The following is a 19,496-nucleotide window of genomic DNA, read 5'->3' on the forward strand; positions in this document are numbered from 1 at the left end:
CCGCCCCCGCCCCCGCACACACCACCCGAAAGGACAGGATCATGACCACCACCGCAGCATCACTCGAAACCGCGACACGCGAAACCGCGGCACGACTCGCTCCCGCGACCCCCGCCAGGGCCGGATCCGCGCGACTCTGGCTCGTCGAGCTGCGCAGGCTCGTGGACACCCCGTCGAGCATCGCCCTGCTCGCGACGTGCGCCCTGCTCGCAGGGGCATTCGGCGGGGCCGCGACGCTCTTCGTCGACGGCGTCGACTTCGGGTACGTTGCGCGGCTCGCCGGCGTCCCGCTCGTGACCCTCATCCCGGTCTTCTCGATCCTGCTCGCGACGTCCGGGCGCACCCACCGCACGGCGCTCACGGCCTACACGCTCGTGCCCGAGCGCGGCCGCGTGATCGGCGCGCAGCTCCTCGCGGTCCTGACTCTTTCGCTCGTCGCCGGCGCGGCGACGCTCGCCGCCGCCGCGCTCATCACCCCGGTCGGCGCGCTCATCACGGAGAAGGAGATACTCTGGTCGATTGAGTGGCCGCACCACCTCATGCTCGTTGCAGGGATGGTACTCGCCGCGCTCTTGGGCTACGCGCTCGGGCTCGCCACGGGGCTCGCGCCCGTCGCGATCACGATCGTGCTCGCCTGGCCCGCGCTCGCGCTGCTCCTCTCGGTGTTCCCGGTCGCAGCGGAGATCACGTCCTGGATCGACGTCAACGCGGTCGCCCGCCTCGGCGACGGCGCGACGGGCGGCGAGCTTGCCCGGGTCGCGAGCGGCGTCGCGGCCTGGATCCTGCTCCCCGGCGCGATCGGCGTCGCGCGCGAGCTGCGCTCGGAGGTGAAGTGAGATGGCCGCCCAGGATCGCGGCCGCGGCCGCACCGGCACTCGCTCAGGCTCCCGCTCCCGCGCCCCGAAGGTGCTGCTCATCATCGCCGCGTGCCTCGCGCTCGTGGTGGGCGGCACGATCGGCTGGAACGCGTTCGCCTCCCGCCCGCAGGGCACCCCCGAGGCCGTCGAGTTCGCGGACGCCGAGATCTCCCCCGCGCTGCGCGACGCCACGATCCTCGCGCTCGGCGAGGCAACGCACGGCAACGCGGAGTTCCAGCTCGCGCGCCTCGCGCTCGCGGAGAAGCTCCCGGAGTTCCGCGCGATCATGCTCGAGGAGGACTTCGGCCACGTCGCCCTCGTCGACGAGTTCGTGCAGGGCGGCCCGGGCACAGCCGAGGAGGCGGCCGAGCGCTTCGGCTTCCGCCTCAACCGCACCGAGCAGATGGCCGAGCTGCTGCAGGGGCTGCGGGATCGCAATGACGCCCTGCCGGAGGCCGAACGCGTGCGGCTCGTCGGCGTCGACACGCAGCGCGTCGAGGCGTCGAAGGGCATCCTGATCAGCTGGCTCGAGGCCAACGCCGGCGGCGAGGTTCCCGCGGAGCGGGCCCAGTCGATCGCGGCCGAGCTCGCCGACTGGAACGACGCGGACCCGGTTCCGGATCCGGAGCGGCTGCGCGCCGCGGTCGAGGACGCGGCGTCGCTCATCGATGCCGGCTCGGAGGATGCCACGAGCACCGACTCGGCCAACACCGCTGCGCCGGATCGCCGCCTCGCGGCCGGGGCGGCCGCGGCACTCGCCCAGAACCTCGAGCTCGAGACGGCGTCCGGATCCGGCTACACCCAGATCCGCGCGCGCATCATGGCAGAGAACGCCGTGCGCACGGTCGCGGAGGAGCACGAGCGCGGCAACGAGCACTCCCTGTTCTTCGCCCACAACGGGCACGTCGACCGCGTCTCGGCCGCGATGTCGGCGATGGGCGTGCGCGACGTCGGCGAGCTGCTCGCCGAGAAGTACGGCGACGCGTACCGCGTGATCGGCACCGATCTGCACAAGGGCAGCCTCGCGACGGGCGACGGCACGGGAGAGCGGGAGGTGTCGCTCTCGAACCGCACCCCGCTGCGCGGAATCTTCGCCGGGACCAGGGAGGGATACCTCGAGTTCGACTCCGCCTCTGCCGCGAACCGGGAGCTCCTCGCGCGGCCCGTGCGCATGGCGAGCACCGGCGACGGCGTGCAGCAGTGGCACGCGTGGGTACCGCAGTTCAGCTCGGTGAAGATGACGCCGTCCGAGGCCTACGACGCGCTCATCCTCGTGGACCGCGTGACGCCGACGACTCCTCTTTCCTGACCATCGCGGCCGGGTCCTTGGGATACTGGAGTCATGCAGGAAGCGACGGACCCGGCCGACGACCCCCTCGAGTTCTCTGAAGTCGAGGTGCCCGAGCCGAGCGAGCGCAGCCGGCGCCGGATCTGGATCGCGGGCATCGTGGCCGCGCTCGCGATCCCGGCCGCCGCGATTGCGTTCGGGTTCGGGATCAGGGCATTTACGCCGCCGCCCGAGCCGGAATCCGGCACCTGCTTCCTCCTCGACCAGGAGCAGTGCGCGGACGCCTCGGATGCCGAGATCCTCGCCGAGGTCGAGCGGGCCGCCTCGATCACGCTGCCCGACGGCGCCGAGCTCCTCGCCTCGGCCTCGGATCGCTGGGGCGTGGGCTCGGCGCAGCGCACCTCGCGCACCGCGCTGATCTCGCTGCCGGACGCGGCAGAGCCTCAGCTCGACGCCGCCTATCAGGACCTTTCGGATCCGCCCCTGCCGCTCCTCGAGCGCGCGCAGGGCCTCGGCTTCACGAACGTGTACTTCGTCGGCCAGCTCGACGCCGCCGAGGGCGGCGACAGCGTGGCGAGCGTCGCGCTCGGCAGCGACGCCGCGGGCGCGGCGCTCGCCCTCGTCCACGTCGAGCCCGCGGAGTAGCGGCGCGGGATCCGGCGCCGCGCGCTCCCGCAGCAATCTGCGCTCGTTCCCACGAATCCGGGCGGAAACGTAGGAACGAGCGCAGAATTCGGAGCGAGCGCCGGGCGCGACGCGCTCGCGCCGCGGCGCCCCTACCCCTTCGGCAGGTAGATGGCGCCCGTCGTCACGTCCTCCTCGAGCTCCTCGAGCGTGCGCCCGCGCGTCTCGGGCACGAAGCGCCACACAAACAGGAGCGCGAGCGCGCCCACCGCCGCGAACAGGAAGAACGTGCCCGTGATCCCGACCCACTGCACGAGGGACAGGAAGTAGAGCGACAGGAATCCGTTCGTCACCCAGAGCGCGAACACGGCCACGCCGATCCCGAAGCCGCGCATGTGCAGCGGGAAGATCTCCGAGAGGTAGACCCACACGGCCACGTTGAGGAACGTCTGCATCGAACCGACGAAGAGTACGACGAGCGCGAGGATCACGTAGGGGCGCACGGGGTTGCCGACGGGAAGCACCATGGAGGCGACCCCGATGAGAAGGTGCGACACGGTCGTGAGGGTGAAGCCGATGATGAAGGTCTTGCGGCGGTCGAAGCGGTCCATCATGGCGAGGGCGATGACGGCACCGATCACGGCGATCACGCCGGGGGCGATGTTCGCGATGAGCGCGGCGCTCTCCTCGAAGCCGGACTCCACGAGCACGGTCTGCCCGAAGTACATGATCGAGTTGATGCCGGTGAGCTGCTGGGCGATCCCGACGCCGATGCCGATGAGCAGGATCTTTCGCAGGTTCTTGTTCGTGAGCACGGCGCGCCAGCCGAGCTGGTGCGCGGCGCTGTCCTCCCGCGCGACCCTGGCGACCTCGGCGAGCTCCGCCTCGGCGCGCTCGGGCGAGCGGATCGTGCCGAGCACCCGGAGCGCCTCGTCCGTGCGGCCTTTGTCGACGAGCCAGCGCGGCGACTCGGGCATGCGCAGCATCCCGAAGAACAGAACGATCGCGGGGATCGCGCAGATCGCGAGCATGATCCGCCAGACCCCGTCGAGGTGGCCGAGCGTGTTGCCGATGATGGCGTTCACGACGAACGCCGCGAGCTGGCCCACGACGATCATGAGCTCGTTGCGGCCGGCGAGCGAGCCGCGGATCTCGTACGGCGCCATCTCGGCGAGGAACACGGGCACGACGGTCGACGCGCCGCCGACCGCGAGCCCGAGCATGATCCGGCCCGCGACGAGCACGCCGAAGCCCGGCGTGAAGACGCAGAGCAGGGTGCCCACGAAGAACATGACCGCGAGCAGGATGATCGTCTTGCGGCGCCCCCACCGGTCGGAGAGCGGCCCGCCGAGCATCGCCCCGAAGGCTGCGGCGAACACGAGCGAGCTCGTGACGACGCCCTCGGTGAACGGCGTGAGGCCGAGCTCCGCAGTCATGGGGCGCAGCGCCCCGTTGATGACTCCCGTGTCGTAGCCGAAGAGGAGGCCGCCGAACGTCGCGATCAGCGCGACGAGGCCGAGTCTCCTCCGGTGCGGCCCGGTGCCGAGAGGTGGAAGGGTGTTGGCCGGCCTGTCGCCGGCTCCCGCAAGGGTCATGATCAGGCTCCTTCCCAGAGCGTTCGGATGCGGTCGAGCTGTGTGCGCGAGACCTCGTCGGCCCGCTCGTCCTCCGCGAAGACGTTCGAGACGATGAGGGCGTCGGGGCGGTCGAGGTAGCCGGTCGCGCGGAGGGTGGCGAAGAGCGCGGACCAGTCGACGTCGCCGTCGCCGATCGCGAGGTGCTGGTGCACCCGCACGGCGTTGCCCGGCGGGTTCGTGATGAAGCGCAGCCCGTTCGAGCGCGTGTGGTCGAAGGAGTCCGCCGTGTACACGGCGCCGAGGCGGTCGCCGATCTCGGGCAGCAGTGTGTCGGCCCGGTCGCCGTAGTGGAAGGTGTGCGCCGCGACGTACACGAAGCCGACGGCGCGCGTGTTGAGCCCGCGGATGATGCGCCAGGCCTCGAGCCCGTCCTCGACGAAGTCGTCGGGGTGCGGGTCGATGTTGAGCGTGATGCCCTCGCGCTCGAGCACGGGCACGAGCTCCTCCATGGAGCGGTAGAAGGCGGCCTCCGACTCCTCCTCGCGCTCGGGCCGGCCGGAGAACTCGGTGTTCACGACGGGAACCCCGAGCTCGGCCGCGACCTCGATGTAGCGCCTCATGTTGCGCACGGCCGCCTCGCGCTGCGGCTCGTCTGGCCACGAGAAGCGCTGGACCGGCAGGATCGAGGTGATCTCGACCCCCGCGTCCGCCGCGCGCTTCTTGAGCGTCGCGATCATCTCGTCGTCGAGCTTCGGGTAGTGGAAGTGCCTGCCGAAGTCGGGGTTCGGCGTGAGCTGCAGGTGCGCATAGCCGAGCCTCGCGACGAGGTCAGGAAAGTCGAGCAGGTGAACCGTGTCGTTGTACGGCGTCGGATCGAGGGCGATGCGGACCATGATGCTCCTTCGCATTCGGGGTTCTGATCAGTGTAGTTGTGGAGCGCTCCATCTCAGTTTCGGAGCGGGACTCGGCGGTCTACGGGCGAGGCGCGGGATCCGGCACGGGAGCGGGATCCGGATCCGGATCCCGCCCGCCGGCTCAGGCGTAGAACGCCGGCCGGGGCGGCGCCTCGACCGGCACGACCCCGCCCTCGGCCATCGCTGTGACGCCCGCCTCGCACGCGAGCGCGACGAGGTAGCCGTCCCACGCGTTCGGCCCGTCGACGAGGTCGCCGCGGCGCACGGCGTCGACCCAGCGCTGGATCTGCGCGTCGTAGGCGGCGGCGAAGCGCGTCGTGAAGCTCAGGTGCTCGGCGAGGCGGAACGTGCCTGCGTCGAAGCGCTGCATGCCGCCCGGCTGCCCGATGCGCGCGACGCCGCGCTCGAACACGGCCTCGGTCGTCACCTGGTAGCCGAACTGGATGCTCACGCTCATCTCGACGTCGACGATCGCGCCGCTCTCGAGCTCCATGAGCACGAGGATCGGTTCGGAGAGGCGCTCGGGCGCGAGCGAGTTGCGGCGCGGCCGCTTCACCTCGACGCTCACGATCGGCGAGCCCGCGAGCCACGGCACGACGTCGAACTCGTGCACGACCGAGTCGTTGATCAGCATGTTCTGCGTGTAGCTCTCCGGCACGGACGGGTTGCGGTGCTGCGCGTGCACGAGCAGCAGCTCGCCCGCCTCGCCCGAGGCGACGAGTTCGCGGAGCGCGCGGTACTCGTCGTCGAAGCGACGCATGAAGCCGACCTGGATGTGCGGCCGGTCGAGCTGCTGCTCGAGCTGCAGCACCTCCCACGAGCTCGCCGAGTCCGGGGTGAGCGGCTTCTCGCACAGGATCGGGATCCCGGCGGCGAGCGCCGGCCGCAGCACCGGCTCGTGGAACTGGCCGGGCACCGCGATGAGCACGGCGTCGACGGCGCCAGCCGCGAGCGCGTCCTCGATCCGCGCGAAGACCTCGGCGCCCGGCGCGTGGCCGGCGGCGTCCGCCGCGCGGCCGGCGTCGGGCTCGACGACCGCGGAGACGCGTGCCCCGCTGATCCGCTCGGTGATCCGCGCGATGTGATCGGCGCCCATCATGCCGGCGCCGACGACGGCGATCCGGAGCTCTGCTGACATGGTGTGTCTCCTTCCGGGCCTAGCTGACCCGCGCCAGGTGCGTGCACCCGAAGATGTGCTCGCGCGTGCGCCGCGCGATGGGGAACGGGCGGTCGACGTCGCAGCCGTACATGTCCTGCTCGACGATCGCGAAGATCTCGGAGTCGATGCGCGCGACGGCTTCGATCACGGGGCCGAGCTCCGGGATCCCGCCGGGCGGCTCGATCATGATCCCGTCCGCGACGGCCTGGGCGAAGGGCACGTCGTTCTTCAGCACGTCGAAGAGCTGCGCGGGGTCGACCTGCTTGAGGTGCAGGTAGCCGATGCGCTCGGGCCGCTCCTGGATGAGCTTCACGTTGTCGCCGCCGTAGTAGGCGAAGTGGCCCGTGTCGAGGCAGAGGTTCGTGTAGCGCGGGTCGGTCTCGTCGAGGAAGCGCAGCACCTCGCGGGTCGTGCCCACGTGGCTGTCCGCGTGCGAGTGGAATTGCTGGCGCATGCCGAACTCCTCGGCGAGCGCCTTCCCGAGCCGGTCGTGGCCGGCCCCGAGCTTCGCCCACTGCTCGTCGCTCAGCGTGCGCGATTCGAGCAGCTCGCTCGTGGCGTCGCTGCGCCAGAGGTCCGGGATCACGACGAGGTGTTCCGCGCCGAGCTGCGAGGCGAGCCCCGCGACCTTGAGCGCCTGATCCCAGGCGCGCTGCCACTGGTCCTCCCCCTTGTGGAAGCCCGTGAACACGGTCCCCGCCGACAGCTTCAGGCCGCGGGATCCGAGCTCGTCCTCGAGCTCGTGCGGATCCGTCGGGAGGTAGCCGTACGGCCCGAGCTCGATCCACTCGTAGCCGGCCTGCACGACCTCGTCGAGGAAGCGCCGCCAGGGCACCTGGCCCGGGTCGTCGGGGAACCACACGCCCCAGGAATCGGGCGCGGTGCCGATCCGGAGCCCCTGGCTCGGGGTGGCGGCCTGCTGTTCAGACACTGCGAACCTCAATCTTCAACTCTGAACCGATCTGAATTGTCCCAATGATAGGACAAATGACCCGGGAATGCAGCACTTCGTTCCGGTGAGTATCGTGTGCGCGGCCGCCTTCGCCCTTCTGCGCCCCTCTGCGCGCTGCCGGCCCCGCGCTCGCTCCGCAATCTGCGCTCGTTCCGCAGATTCCGTGCCATTTCGTGCGAGGCACTGCAGAATGCGGAACGAGCGCAGGGGCAGCGCAGCGCCGAGCACAGCGTCGAGCGCAGCACCGACCGGCGCGCCCTACTCCCCCGCGCGCTCCCCGAGCAGCGGCCGCTGCGCCGCGACCTGCTCCTCGTACTCCGCCCGCGCGCGCTGCGTCGACTCGAGCGTCGAGGTCTCGGGCACGGGCACGTCCCACCAGCCGGCGCCGTCCGGCGCGTAGATGAGCGGGTCGCTGTTGATGTGGATGAACGTCGCGCGATCCGAGGCCTTCGCGGCCGCGACCGCCTCGCGCAGCTCGTCGATCGCGCGCTCCCCCGGCGCGACCTCGATGACGTCCATGCCGTAGCTGCGGGCGTTCATCGCGAGGTCGACGGGGAGCGGATCGCCGCTCTGGAAGTTCCTGGCATCGGGGTCGTAGCCCCGGTACCAGGTGCCGAAGCGCTCGGAGCCCACGGTCTCGGAGAGGTGGCCGATCGAGGCGTAGCCGTGGTTCTGGATCAGGATCACGATGAGCTTGATGCCCTCCGCGACCGCGGTCACGAGCTCGCTGTTCAGCATGAGGTAGCTGCCGTCGCCGACCATGACGATCACGTCGCGGTCGTCGCCGTCGGCGAGGAGGCCGCGCTTCGCGCCCAGCCCGCCCGCGATCTCGTAGCCCATGCACGAGTACGCGTACTCGACGTGGTAGCCGAGCGGGTCGCGCACGCGCCAGAGCTTGTGGAGGTCGCCCGGCAGGGATCCGGCGGCCTGCACGATCACGTCCTCCGGCGCCGATGCGCCCTGCACCGCGCCGATAATCTCGGGCTGACCGGGGAGTGCGAGCCCCGAGGGCGCGAAGGCGCCGTCGACGAGCGCGTCCCACTCCGCCTTCTCGCGCGCGATGCGCTCGGCGTACTCCGCGTCGACGCGGAGCCCCGCGACGGCGTCGGCGAGCTCGACGAGCGCCTCCCGCGCGTCGGCGACGACGGGGATCTGCGTGCCGTGCTTGTACGCGTCGAACGACGCGACGTTGATGTTCAGGAAGCGCACGTCCGGGTTCTGGAACGCGGTGCGCGAGGCGGTTGTGAAGTCGCTGTAGCGCGTGCCGATCCCGATCACGAGGTCGGCCTCGGCCGCGAGCCGGTTCGCGGCGAGCGTGCCGGTCGCGCCCACGCCGCCGAGGTTGAGCGGGTGGTCCCAGGCGAGCACGCCGCCGCCGGCCTGCGAGGTGCCGACGGGGATCCCGGTCGCCTCGGCGAAGGCGCGCAGCTCCTCCTCGGCGCTCGAGTAGAGCACGCCGCCGCCCGCGACGATGAACGGCCGCTTCGCCTCCCGAAGCGCCGCGACCGCTGCGGCGAGCGCGTCGCGCTCGGGCCGCGGGCGCCGGATCCGCCACTCGCGCGGCGCGAGGAACTCGAGCGGCACGTCGAGCGCCTCCGCCTGCACGTCCTCGGGCAGCGCGATCGTGACGGCGCCCGTCTCGGCGGGGTCGGTGAGCACGCGCATCGCGGCGAGGGCGATCGAGAACAGTTGCTCGGGCCGCTGCACGCGGTCGAAGAACTTCGACACAGGGCGGAACGCGTCGTTGACGGTGAGCCCGATGTCGTGGGGCTGCTCGAGCTGCTGCAGCACGGGGTCGGCGACGCGGGTCGCGAAGGTGTCGCTCGGCAGGAGCAGGGCGGGCAGCCGGTTCGTGGTCGCGAGGGCCGCGCCCGTGAGCATGTTGCTCGCGCCCGGTCCGACGGACGCGGCCGCGGCGTAGGTGCCGCGGCGCCGGTGCATGCGCGCATAGCCGACGGCCTGGTGCACCATCGCCTGCTCGTTGCGGGCCTGGTGGTAGGGCATGAGCTCGGGCTGCTCCACGTTCAGCTGTTTCAGCGCCTGCCCGACGCCGGCGACGTTGCCGTGGCCGAAGATCCCGAACACGCCGGGAATCGTGCGCTCGCGGTGGTCGCCGTCGACGGTCCACTGATTCGCGAGGAACTCGATGAGCGCCTGGCTCACCGTCATCCGTCTGGTGGTCATTCCGTGTCTCCCTTCGCGCCCGCCGCCGGCCCGAACGGCAGCCGCGCATCGAGCTCCTGGCCCTCCCACGTCTCGCGCACCCAGCCGTGCGCCGGGTCGTCGCTGATGAGCCAGCTCCGCTCCGGATCCGGGCCCGCCATCACGTTGAGGTAGTACATGTCGTAGCCGGGCGCCGCGACCGCGGGCCCGTGGTAGCCGTGGGGCACGAGCGCGACGTCGCCCGTCTTCACCTGCGAGTCGATCGCGATCTCGCCCGCCGCGGAGGAGTAGGTGCTGAACATGCCGAAGGCGTGCTCCTCGCTCACTCCCGCGGGCGCGTCCCTCGTGGGTGCGACCTCGAAGTAGTAGATCTCCTCGAGCTCGGACTCGTGGCCCGGGATCGCCTCGTCGTGCTTGTGCGGCGGGTACGACGACCAGTTCTCGGCCGGCGTGATCACCTCGACGACGATGAAGCGGGCCGCGTCGAGCGCCTCCTTGCGGCCGAAGTTGTGCACCTGGCGGCTCGAGGCTCCGGCGCCGCGGAGCTCGACGGGCACCTCGTCGACCGGCATGTGGCGGCTGGGGCGCACGATGTCGGTCGGCGAGGTCGCGACGAGGAAGCGGCTCTCACCCGGCGAGGTCGCGGTCACGACGCCCGTCGCCTGCGACGAGAGGTAGAGCACGTCGGTCGGGCCGTCGAACACCGAGGCGCGGCCCGCGAGCTCGGTCACGGTCTCGGTTCCGGATCCGGATCCGGATCCCGATCCCGATCCCGATCCGCCCTCCGCGTGCGACACCCGGAACGAGCCGGCGAGCGGCACGACGAGGCGCTCGACGCCCGTGCCCTCGAGCGCGATCGACTCGCCCTCCGCGAGTCGCGCGACCCGGAGCCCCGTGTGCTCCCAGCCGGGGACGCGCTCGTCGACGACCGTCTCCCAGCCGTCCTCCGCGAGTCCCCCGCGGCGGTGGAACCAGCCGCTCCCCTGCTCACTCATGCCGTCCTCCGTTGCTCCGTCATTCTGAAACTAAACCCGAACCCGAACCCGCACCGCTAGTCGTTCTGCGGGAAGCCGAGGTTGATGCCGCCGTGCGTCGCGGGATCGAGCCAGCGGCTCGTGATCGCCTTCTCGCGCGTGAAGAAGTCGAAGCCGTGCACGCCGTAGGCCTTCGTGTCGCCGAAGAGCGAGGCCTTCCAGCCGCCGAAGGAGTGGTAGGCGACGGGCACCGGGATCGGCACGTTGATGCCGATCATGCCGACCTGGATCTCGTGCTGGAAGCGGCGGGCCGCCCCGCCGTCGTTCGTGAAGATCGCGGTGCCGTTGCCGAAGGCGCCCGAGTTGATGAGGTCGACGCCCTCCTGGAAGGTCTGCACGCGGATCACCTCGAGCACGGGTCCGAAGATCTCCTCGGTGTAGGCGCGCGAGCTCGTCGGCACGCTGTCGATGAGGGTCGGGCCGAAGAAGAAGCCGTCCTCGTGACCCTCGACCTGGAAGCCGCGGCCGTCGACCACGATCTTGCCGCCGTCGGCCTCCGCGATGTCGACGTAGCCGGAGACCTTGTCGCGGTGGGCGCCGGTGATGAGCGGGCCGAGATCGGGCTCGGGGCTTGCTGCGCCGTTGCCGATGTTCAGCTTCGCGATGCGCTCGGTCACCTTCGCGATGAGCTCGTCGGCGACGGGCTCGACCGCGAGCACGACGGAGATCGCCATGCAGCGCTCGCCCGCGGCGCCATAGCCCGCGTTGATCGCCTGATCCGCCACGAGATCCAGGTCGGCGTCCGGGAGCACGAGCATGTGGTTCTTCGCGCCGCCGAGCGCCTGCACCCGCTTGCCGTGCTTCGCCGCGGTCTCGTAGATGTACTGCGCGATGGGCGTGGATCCCACGAACGAGATGGAGGCGACGTCGGGCGAGGTGAGGAGGCCGTCGACCGCGAGCTTGTCGCCGTTCAGCACCGTGAAGACGCCGTCGGGGAGGCCCGCCTCCCGCCACAGCTCGGCGAGCCAGAGCGCTGCGGAGGGATCCTTCTCCGAGGGCTTCACGATGACCGCGTTGCCCGCCGCGATCGCGATGGGGAAGAACCACATCGGCACCATCGCGGGGAAGTTGAAGGGCGAGATGATGCCGGCGACGCCGATCGGCTGCTTGAGCGAGTAGACGTCGATGCCCGTCGACGCGTTCTCCGAGTAGGCGCCCTTCATGAGGTGCGGGAAGCCCGTCGCGAGCTCCACGACCTCCTGGCCGCGCAGGATCTCGCCCATCGCGTCGGAGACGACCTTGCCGTGCTCGGCCGTGATGATCTCGGCGAGCTCGCCCTTGCGGGCGTTCAGCAGCTCGCGGAACGCGAAGAGCACGGTCTGGCGCTTCGCCATCGAGAACTCGCTCCACACCTCGAAGCCGCGCTTCGCGGAGGCGATCGCCTCCGCGATCTCGGCCTCGTCGGCGAGCGCGACGTTCGCGCGCACTTCGCCCGTCGCGGGGTTGTAGACGGGGGCCGTGCGGCCGCTCGTCGACTCGCGGCGCGCGCCGTCGATCCAGTGCGGGATCGTGGGGGTGTCAGTCGTGCTCATCTGCGGTGTGCTCCTCGCTCGAGGTGGTCGGTGTACTGGTGATTCTGCGCCGCGCGGCTCCGCGCGCTCTCAGGCGAGGTCGCGGTGGACGAGCCGCGCGGCCGTGTCGACCGCGCCCTCGACGTCGCCGTCGCGCGGGTAGAGCAGCGTGCGACCGACCGTGAGGCCGCGGACGCCGGGAAGCGCGAGCGCCCCCTCCCACGCCGCGAAGGTCTCGTCCGCCGCGGCGCCCGTGTCGCCGCCGAGCAGCAGCGTCGGCATCGTCGTCGCCTCCATGACGCGCTCCATCTCGGGCACGACCGGGAGTTTCATCCAGGTGTACGCGCTCGAGTTGCCGAGGCCGGAGGCGATCGCCGTCGAGAGGATCACGGCGTCGGCCGAGAGGTCGTTCACGACCTTGCCGTCGACGCGGCCGCTGATGAAGGGCTCGAGCATGATCGGGAGGCCCGCGGCCGCGGCCTGGTCGACGGCGCGGGCGGTCGCCTCGAGCGTCGGGGCCGTGCCCGCGTCGTCGAGATCCACGCGGATCAGGGTCTTTGCGAAGTCGATGCCGTGCCGCACCATCGAGTCGACGTCGTAGGCGGTGTAGCGGTCGTCCATCTCGAAGCTCGCGCCGCGGAGCCCGCCGCGGTTCATCGAGCCGACGACGATCTTGTCGTCGAGCAGGCCAAGGCCCGCGAGGTCGTCGATGATGTCTGGGGTGCCGAGCACGCCGTCGACGCCGGGCCGCGAGAGCGCGAGCGCGAGCCGCTCGATGAGCTCGTAGCGGTTCGCCATCGCGGTGCGGTCGGATCCGACGGCGATCGCGCCGCGCGCCGGGTGATCGGCGGCCACGATGAAGAGCCTGCCGTCGCCCCGGATCACGTCCCGGCGCGTGCGCTCGGCGAACGCCCTCCCGATGCCGGCCGGATCAGCCGCGCGCAGTTCGCGCAGCCGCTCGAAGTCGATTCCCATGTCAGGCCCCCTTCGCGAGCACCGCATCGACCTCGGCCGCGTCTGGCATCGCGGTCGAGCACTCCCTGCGGGTCGCGACGATCGCGCCCGCCACGTTCGCGAAGCGGAGGATCCGCTCCAGCCCCCAGCCCTCGAGCAGGCCGTGGCACAGCGCGCCGCCGAAGGCGTCGCCGGCGCCGAGCCCGTTGACGACGTCGACGAAGTGCGGCGGCACCTCGACGCGCTCCTCCGCGGTCTTCGCGAGCACGCCCTTCGGGCCCTGCTTCACGATCGCGAGCTCGATCCCGCGCTCGAGCAGGGCGTCGGCGGCGCGATCCGGCTCCGTCTCGCCGACGGCGACCTCGCACTCCTCGCGGTTGCCGACGGCGACCGTGACGTGCTCGAGCGCCAGGCCGACCTGCTCGGTCGCCTCGGCCGGATCCGGCCAGAACATGGGCCGGTAGTCGAGATCCAGGATCGTGTGCGTACGGCGGCCGCGCGCGGCGAGGGCCGCGTGGTGGGCGGCCCGGCTCGGCTCCTGGCTCAGCCCCGTGACCGTGAGCCACAGGATCCGCGCGGCCTCGATCGCCGCGGGATCCAGGTCCTCCGGCGCGATCTCGAGGTCGGGCGCCTTGGGCTCGCGGTAGAAGTAGAGCGGGAAGTCGTCGGGCGGGAAGATCTCGCAGAAGGTGACCGGCGTCGCGTAGCGCCCGTCCGTCTTGACGTCGCGGTGGTCGACGCCGAGGCGCTCGAGCTCGCGCAGCAGGTAGCGGCCGAAGGGGTCGTCCCCAACCCGGGAGATGAGCGCGCTCCGGTGCCCGTAGCGGGCCGCGGCGACGGAGACGTTCGCGGCGCTGCCGCCGAGGTACTTCCCGAAGCTCGTCACGTCTTCGAGGCCCACGCCGTCCTGCAGCGGGTAGACGTCGACGCCGAGCCGCCCCATCACGAGAACGTCATCAGGATGCCGCTGTTCCGCCATTCGCACGCCGCCTTCCGATCCCTCAGCGGCGATGCGCCACTGCATTTGTCCTAACAATAGCACGAAGTCACCCTCTGAGTACCTGATCCGCCCGCCGGGCGGGTACGATTGTCGTAACATGGGCGCTGCGAGCTGGGCGCACGCGTCAACGAAGCGCCGAGGAGTGCCGTATGTCCACCGAACCCGTCTGGCCCGAGGGGCTATTCGCCGACCTGGACCGCACCGGCCCTGTCCCCCTCTACTTCCAGATCTCGAGCCGGCTCGAGCAGGCGATCCGCGAGGGCGCGATCCCCGCGGGCGCGCGCCTCGAGAACGAGATCGCGATCGGCGAGCGCCTCGGGCTCTCACGCCCCACGATCCGGCGCGCGATCCAGGAGCTCGTCGACAAGGGTCTGCTCGTGCGCAGGCGCGGGATCGGCACCCAGGTCGTGCAGGCCAGGGTGAGCCGCCCCGTCGAGCTCACGAGCCTGCACGAAGACCTCACGCGCGGCGGGCACCAGCCGACCACGCGCGTGCTCTCGGTCGAGACGATCCCGGCCGACGAGGAGGCGGCGCAGCAGCTGCACGTCGAGCTCGGCACGGAGATCACGCGGATCCGGCGCCTGCGGAGCGCGGACGGCACCCCGATGGCGGTGCTCGAGAACCTGCTCCCGCCGCAATTCGCCGACATCACGGCGGCAGACCTCGAACGGCAGGGGCTCTACGAGATCCTGCGCGCACGCGGCGTCACGATCAAGATCGCGAACCAGACGATCGGCGCGCGGCGCGCCCACGACGACGAGCCCGAGCTGCTCGACCTGCCGAAGGGCAGCCCCGTGCTCACCATGACGCGCGTCGCCTTCGACCAGGGCGGCCGCGTGATCGAGGCCGGCCACCACTGCTACCGGCCCGACCTCTACTCCTTCGAGACGACGCTCGTCGCGCGGTAGGGCTCGAACCGGGCGGCGCTCCCGCCGCAAACTGCGCTCGCTCAGTCCTTTTCGGCCGGATTCGTGCGAGCGAGCGCAGATTTCGGAGCGAGCGCTGCTGGGGCACTGCTGGGCGCGGCTGGGCGCTGCGCGGCGCGGGGGTCGGGCCCCCGGCCGCTCGGGTCGCACGCTCCTGGGTGGGGGGATGGGGCGGAGCGTGCGATCCCGAGCAGCGGGGGCCCGTGATGAGGGATTCCATCACGTGTGAAAGCGGCCGGATCCCCTCGGCCTCGCGGTAGCGCTGGGTTGCCGCCGCGAGGAGTCTGGTGCTGGTGGTGCGGTGTTCCCAGCAGACGTTACATTCCCCGACAGCACCATTCCAGACGCGGGACCCCACACCGGGTACGAGGCGGGCGCCCGGCGCGGCCGCCGCACCCACACGGCGCCAGCGCCTCCCCCCGTAACGTGCGTTGATCAGGAGTTTTACCCGACTTAATCCGCGTTCCTCGCGCCGGATCCGGCCGAGGTGATTTCCGAGGTGAAAAACACCAGGTGGGCCCAAGAATCGCTGGTTTCGGCCCGCCGGGGATCGCAGCTCGGTACGAGCGGGCCACGCAGCGGCCCGGCTGTGAGCAGGGGGCAGGGAATCGGCCTACGATGTTGTGGTCCGCCGGGGATCAGGGGTGGCGGACCCAAGCACCATTGCGCGGCGGACGCGGGGAGACGCCCGACGCGCAAGTCCAAGGGGTATCCGTGTTCGCACCGTCCGCACCGCCAGGGGATCCGTGGCGCCATCGACTCGAGGCCGAGGCAGAGACCGCAGACCTCCGCTCCCTCGAGCGCCTGACCTCGCTCGTTGACGGCGGCGATATCGCCGCCGTGAACCGCTTCGTGCGCCGCAGCTGGAGCTCGCTGCTGCGCACCGACCTCGAGCGGCTGCGCGCGACGCTCGGCCGCATCGACGCCGAGCAGCGCGCGAACTACCCCCTGATCCCGATGCTTCAGGCGATCGTGACCCTCCCCTCGCGGATCCGCAGGGCAAAGGCCGCGCGGTACTTCCTGCTCGCATCGCGGGCCACGACCGCGCGTGAGGGCGAGCCGGACCCACTCGACACCGCGCTCGTGCGTGTCGGCGAGGCCGTGGCGTGCCGGATTATTGGCCCGCACGCGCGCGCCCGCAGCAGCGCCGAGCGCGCGGCATCGCACCTGCGGCGGCTCGACGAGCACCAGCTGGCGGCCATCGACGGCGCCCCGCTCCTCTTCCTGCAGGTGGGTAAGTCGCTGCACGACAGCGGCAACGCGACTGGCGCGCTGGCGCTCTTCGAGGAGGGCCTCGCCCTCGCTGAGCTCGAGCACGAGTTCGACGGGCTGGGCAACGTGTCCATGCTCGCCGGCCTGCTCGCCGTGCAGGGTGAGCTCGTGCTCGCGGAGGAGTACGTCGAACTCGTGCGCTCGGGGCTGTGGGCCGAGCGCGAGACGCGGCGCTACCCAGGCGTGTTCTATCGCATCGCCGAGGCGATCATGGCGCTCGAGGAGGGTGACCCGGCGGGGGCGGCCCGCCACCTCGCGCTGCTCGAGAACGACCGCCGCACGACCGAGGACTGGATCGCGATTGCCTCCGCCGAGGCCCTCGTCGGGCTTCACGAGCGCAAAGCCCCCGAGGCGATCGCCGCGCTCGAGCGGACCATCATGCAGCGCGGCCGGGAGGGCCGGAACGCGCAGGCCGTCAACCGCCTCGCGCCGATCCGCGCGCTCCTCGAGACCGCGCAGGGCAACCCGGGCCGGGCGACCTCAATCCTGCTCCGGGACGCCGCGCCGAGCGCGCAGCGCGCGATCGGGCTCGCCCGCGCGGAACTCTGCCTCGACCGGCCTGCCGAGGCACTCGTGCACCTGCAACACCAGAGCGTCGACGGCAACAGCACGGTCCGGCTGCGGCTCGAAGCCGCGGTGCTCGAGACCGCGGCCCGGATCCGGATCCCGGGAATGGCCCCCTGCGTGACCCTCGTGAGGAAGCTCGGCGGGCTCGCCCGCGAGACGGGGCTCCGGATGCCGCTCGCCCTCCTGCCGCAGGCGGACTTCGACGCCGTGCGCGAGACGCTGACGGAGCGCGGCTTCGGCGACCTCTTCTCCGCAGGCGGCACCGCCCTGCTCGAGCGGGCACACAGCCTCGCGCACCTCACGCATCGCGAGCGCGCCGTGTTCGACCTCATCGCGGCGGGCCGCACTCCGGCGCAGATCGCCGCGACCCAGTTCGTGTCGATCAACACGGTCAAGACGCAGATCCAGAGCATCTACCGGAAGCTCTCGGTGACCTCCAGAGGACAGGTCGTCGCGCTTGCGGCGCGCATGGGCGTGCTGCACGCCACTGGGGCCGAATCGCGCGTGGCCGCGCCGGAGCAGGAGCAGGATCAGGCTCAGGCTCAGGCCTAGCCCTGGCGCGCGCTGGCCGGAGCGGGGTGCGGGGCCCAAGTCCTCGGTTCCCCGGGCGCGGGCCGGCAGGCATCCCCCATGCCGTCATCGCCGACCCGCGCACTTGGACCACCGAGTTTCCCCGCCCGAGGTCCTGGGCCCCACCTCAGACGCTACCCCGCGGCTTCCGGCCGCGGGCGGGCCCCCGACCCCGCGGCACGCAGGGGCTGCCGCCTGCGCTGGCCTCGCGCGCGCGCACGCCGCGCCCGAAGTCGGCACTTCGCCCCAAAACATGGCCTTGATCTGCGATTTTGTTGGAGCACCACGGCGCTACGCCCGGCCGGGGCGGCCCCGGGGTGAACCGCAAGGTGAAAAACCCGCCGAATCGGCCCGCGTCGGCCGTTCGCTGACGGGCGTCGCGGGGCGGTCGTTCGCGCAGAAACCGCTGATGGCGCCCGGTCGCCGATACGATGGGGGCAGCGCAGCGCGCCGGGGAAGGGGCCCCGGCGAGGGGACGAGGGGAAGTTCGTGTTCGATCGGTCAGCGACGTCCGGTGATCCATGGCAGCACAGGCCCGATGAGCGGCCGGATCCGCGCGCCATTCGCGCGCTCGACGAGCTGGGGCGCATTATCGACGCCGGCGACGCTGCCGCGGCGAACCGCTACGTCCGCCGCTCCTGGAGCACTCTGCTGCGCGGCGACATCGAGTCGCTCCGGCGCAGGCTGCTCGACATCGACCAGCGGCAGCGCAGCACGTATCCCCTGATCCTGCTCCTGCAGGCCATCGCTACCCTGCCCTCGCGCTTCCGGCGGGCGCACGCCGTGCGGTACTTCCTGCAGGCCGTGCGCACGGCGCGCGCCCTCGGCGACGCGATGGACCCGATCGATCGCGCCCTCGTGCACACGGGCGACGCGGTCGCCTGCCGGGTGGTCGGCCCGCACTCCCGCGCCCGGAAGACCGCCGCCGTCGCCGCCGAGCAGCTGCGTCAGCTCGACGCGTCCCAGCTCGCCGAGGTCGGCGGAACGGCGCTCCTGTTCTGCCAGGCGGGACGCTCCGTCAACGCCGCAGGCGACACCGCCGAGGCGCTCGCGCTGTTCGAAGAGGGGCTGTCGGCGGTCAACCTCGACGACCCTGACGAGGGCTTCGGCAATCTCGCAATGCTGTGCGGCATCCACGCCCTCGACGGCGAGCTCGCGGTCGCGGGCGACTACCTCGAATTCGCGCGCACGGGGCCGTGGTCCGAACAGGTCACCCGAGGGTACTCGGGTACGTGGTATCGGCTTGCCGAGGCGATCGCGGCGCTCGAGAGGGAGGATCCCGGGCTCGCGACGCGGCATCTCGATCTCATGGACCACGATCCCCGCACGATCGAGGACTGGATCACCATCGCGGGCGTCGCCGCGCTCATCGGCGTCGCGGCAGGCCGCGGCCCCGAGGCCCTCTCCGAGCTCGAGCAGACCGTGGCGTACCGCGGCAGGGAGGGCCGCTCACCACGGGCGCGCGCCGCCCTCGCGCCGATCAGGGCCCTGCTCGAGACCGCTCAGGGCGCCCCGGGAACGGCTGTCGCGACACTCAAGCGAGACGGTGCGCAGGGCGCCGTCGCCTGCGTCGCGCTCGCCAGGGCGCTGCTCGCCCTGGACAAGCCGCTCGACGCGCTCCAGCAGGCGCAGCGACTCCCCCACCTCGCCGACGGCCCGCCCCCCGTCCGGTTCGAGCTCGAGGCGCTCGCGATCGAGCTCGCCGCGCGGATCCGGATCCCGAGCAGGTCGCCGGGTCGCTCGCTCCCCCGCCGCATCGGCCACCTTGCGACGGCGAACGGCTTGCGGTTGCCGCTCATGCTGCTCCCGCCGGAAGACTTCGCGGCCGTCCGTGACTGCCTGATCGAGGCGGGATTCGCGGGCGTGTACGGGCCGCACACCCGCGGCCTCATCGAGCAACCGCACCGGCTCTCGAAACTGACGAGCCGTGAGCGCGTCGTGTTCGACCTCATTGCCGCCGGCGCCTCGCCGCAGGAGATCGCTACCTCGCAGTTCGTGTCGATCAACACGGTGAAGACGCAGACCCGCAGCATCTACCGCAAACTCTCGCTCGGCGGACGCGAGGAGCTCATCGTGTTCGCGACCCAGCTCGGGCTCCCCGAGGCGCCTCGCACCGGCGAGTAGCCAC

At 71.6% G+C, this 19,496-nt stretch carries 15 protein-coding genes; 6 read left to right on the forward strand and 9 right to left on the reverse strand.

Annotated features, from left to right (window positions below):
• Positions 1 to 41 precede the first annotated feature (41 nt).
• From ACOPJ3_RS01335 to ACOPJ3_RS01345, 3 genes are read left to right on the forward strand one after another with little or no spacing between them, the layout of a single operon-like run.
• Positions 42 to 836, forward strand: a complete 795-nt coding sequence (locus ACOPJ3_RS01335) for a hypothetical protein (RefSeq protein ID WP_427870034.1) — start codon at positions 42 to 44, stop codon at positions 834 to 836.
• Between the two features lies 1 nt (position 837).
• Positions 838 to 2,166, forward strand: coding sequence for an erythromycin esterase family protein (locus ACOPJ3_RS01340; protein WP_427870035.1), 1,329 nt, complete (start codon positions 838 to 840; stop codon positions 2,164 to 2,166).
• A 33-nt stretch (positions 2,167 to 2,199) separates the two neighbouring features.
• A complete protein-coding gene (locus ACOPJ3_RS01345; protein ID WP_427870036.1) occupies positions 2,200 to 2,790 on the forward strand; it encodes a hypothetical protein in 591 nt (196 codons plus the stop codon).
• 131 nt (positions 2,791 to 2,921) lie between these two features.
• Here the strand turns inward: ACOPJ3_RS01345 and ACOPJ3_RS01350 are convergent, their stop codons facing one another.
• The 9 genes from ACOPJ3_RS01350 to iolC all read right to left on the reverse strand — a co-directional run bounded on the left by ACOPJ3_RS01350 (position 2,922) and on the right by iolC (position 14,012).
• A complete protein-coding gene (locus tag ACOPJ3_RS01350) occupies positions 2,922 to 4,364 on the reverse strand; it encodes a sugar porter family MFS transporter (RefSeq protein WP_427870037.1) in 1,443 nt (480 codons plus the stop codon).
• Positions 4,365 to 4,366: 2 nt separating this feature from the next.
• A complete protein-coding gene (locus tag ACOPJ3_RS01355; RefSeq protein ID WP_427870038.1) occupies positions 4,367 to 5,239 on the reverse strand; it encodes a sugar phosphate isomerase/epimerase family protein in 873 nt (290 codons plus the stop codon).
• A 142-nt stretch (positions 5,240 to 5,381) separates the two neighbouring features.
• Positions 5,382 to 6,398: a Gfo/Idh/MocA family protein gene (locus ACOPJ3_RS01360; RefSeq protein WP_427870039.1), complete on the reverse strand. Its 1,017-nt coding sequence runs from the start codon at positions 6,396 to 6,398 to the stop codon at positions 5,382 to 5,384.
• Between the two features lie 19 nt (positions 6,399 to 6,417).
• Positions 6,418 to 7,350, reverse strand: a complete 933-nt coding sequence (locus tag ACOPJ3_RS01365; RefSeq protein WP_427870040.1) for a sugar phosphate isomerase/epimerase family protein — start codon at positions 7,348 to 7,350, stop codon at positions 6,418 to 6,420.
• A 279-nt stretch (positions 7,351 to 7,629) separates the two neighbouring features.
• Complete coding sequence (gene iolD, locus ACOPJ3_RS01370; protein WP_427870041.1) at positions 7,630 to 9,555, reverse strand: 3D-(3,5/4)-trihydroxycyclohexane-1,2-dione acylhydrolase (decyclizing); 1,926 nt, start codon at positions 9,553 to 9,555, stop codon at positions 7,630 to 7,632.
• Entirely contained in the window at positions 9,552 to 10,529 is a 978-nt protein-coding gene (iolB, locus tag ACOPJ3_RS01375; protein WP_427870042.1) for a 5-deoxy-glucuronate isomerase, read from the reverse strand. The genes iolD and iolB overlap by 4 nt, the downstream gene beginning before the upstream one ends.
• Positions 10,530 to 10,585: 56 nt before the next feature.
• Entirely contained in the window at positions 10,586 to 12,100 is a 1,515-nt protein-coding gene (locus ACOPJ3_RS01380) for a CoA-acylating methylmalonate-semialdehyde dehydrogenase (protein ID WP_427870043.1), read from the reverse strand.
• A gap of 69 nt (positions 12,101 to 12,169) precedes the next feature.
• The gene (locus ACOPJ3_RS01385; RefSeq protein WP_427870044.1) at positions 12,170 to 13,054 is read right to left on the reverse strand and encodes a class I fructose-bisphosphate aldolase; all 885 of its coding nucleotides are present in this window, start codon (positions 13,052 to 13,054) and stop codon (positions 12,170 to 12,172) included.
• Between the two features lies 1 nt (position 13,055).
• Positions 13,056 to 14,012: a 5-dehydro-2-deoxygluconokinase gene (gene iolC / locus ACOPJ3_RS01390; protein ID WP_427870045.1), complete on the reverse strand. Its 957-nt coding sequence runs from the start codon at positions 14,010 to 14,012 to the stop codon at positions 13,056 to 13,058.
• A 170-nt stretch (positions 14,013 to 14,182) separates the two neighbouring features.
• On the opposite strand from iolC, the gene ACOPJ3_RS01395 reads away from it, so the two are divergent.
• The 3 genes from ACOPJ3_RS01395 (at position 14,183) to ACOPJ3_RS01405 (ending at position 19,492) form a co-directional block, all read left to right on the forward strand.
• Positions 14,183 to 14,941, forward strand: coding sequence for a GntR family transcriptional regulator (locus ACOPJ3_RS01395; RefSeq protein WP_427870046.1), 759 nt, complete (start codon positions 14,183 to 14,185; stop codon positions 14,939 to 14,941).
• Between the two features lie 732 nt (positions 14,942 to 15,673).
• Positions 15,674 to 17,350, forward strand: coding sequence for a LuxR C-terminal-related transcriptional regulator (locus ACOPJ3_RS01400; protein WP_427870047.1), 1,677 nt, complete (start codon positions 15,674 to 15,676; stop codon positions 17,348 to 17,350).
• A gap of 507 nt (positions 17,351 to 17,857) precedes the next feature.
• Positions 17,858 to 19,492 (forward strand): LuxR C-terminal-related transcriptional regulator, encoded by a 1,635-nt coding sequence (locus tag ACOPJ3_RS01405; protein WP_427870048.1) that lies wholly within the window; start codon positions 17,858 to 17,860, stop codon positions 19,490 to 19,492.
• Positions 19,493 to 19,496: the final 4 nt, after the last annotated feature.

It is taken from the genome of Leucobacter luti, assembly GCF_050310065.1.
GTDB classification, from domain to species: Bacteria; Actinomycetota; Actinomycetes; order Actinomycetales; family Microbacteriaceae; genus Leucobacter; species Leucobacter luti_B.

Excerpts from the sequence above, each read along its gene's own strand:
- ACOPJ3_RS01395 (WP_427870046.1), top strand. The coding sequence starts at position 14,183 with ATGTCCACCGAACCCGTCTGGCCCGAGGGGCTATTCGCCGACCTGGAC.
- ACOPJ3_RS01350 (WP_427870037.1), bottom strand. The coding sequence starts at position 4,364 with ATGACCCTTGCGGGAGCCGGCGACAGGCCGGCCAACACCCTTCCACCT.
- ACOPJ3_RS01360 (WP_427870039.1), bottom strand. The coding sequence starts at position 6,398 with ATGTCAGCAGAGCTCCGGATCGCCGTCGTCGGCGCCGGCATGATGGGC.
- iolC (WP_427870045.1), bottom strand. The coding sequence starts at position 14,012 with ATGGCGGAACAGCGGCATCCTGATGACGTTCTCGTGATGGGGCGGCTC.
- ACOPJ3_RS01345 (WP_427870036.1), top strand. The coding sequence starts at position 2,200 with ATGCAGGAAGCGACGGACCCGGCCGACGACCCCCTCGAGTTCTCTGAA.
- ACOPJ3_RS01355 (WP_427870038.1), bottom strand. The coding sequence starts at position 5,239 with ATGGTCCGCATCGCCCTCGATCCGACGCCGTACAACGACACGGTTCAC.
- ACOPJ3_RS01335 (WP_427870034.1), top strand. The coding sequence starts at position 42 with ATGACCACCACCGCAGCATCACTCGAAACCGCGACACGCGAAACCGCG.
- ACOPJ3_RS01380 (WP_427870043.1), bottom strand. The coding sequence starts at position 12,100 with ATGAGCACGACTGACACCCCCACGATCCCGCACTGGATCGACGGCGCG.
- ACOPJ3_RS01340 (WP_427870035.1), top strand. The coding sequence starts at position 838 with ATGGCCGCCCAGGATCGCGGCCGCGGCCGCACCGGCACTCGCTCAGGC.
- iolB (WP_427870042.1), bottom strand. The coding sequence starts at position 10,529 with ATGAGTGAGCAGGGGAGCGGCTGGTTCCACCGCCGCGGGGGACTCGCG.
- ACOPJ3_RS01385 (WP_427870044.1), bottom strand. The coding sequence starts at position 13,054 with ATGGGAATCGACTTCGAGCGGCTGCGCGAACTGCGCGCGGCTGATCCG.
- iolD (WP_427870041.1), bottom strand. The coding sequence starts at position 9,555 with ATGACCACCAGACGGATGACGGTGAGCCAGGCGCTCATCGAGTTCCTC.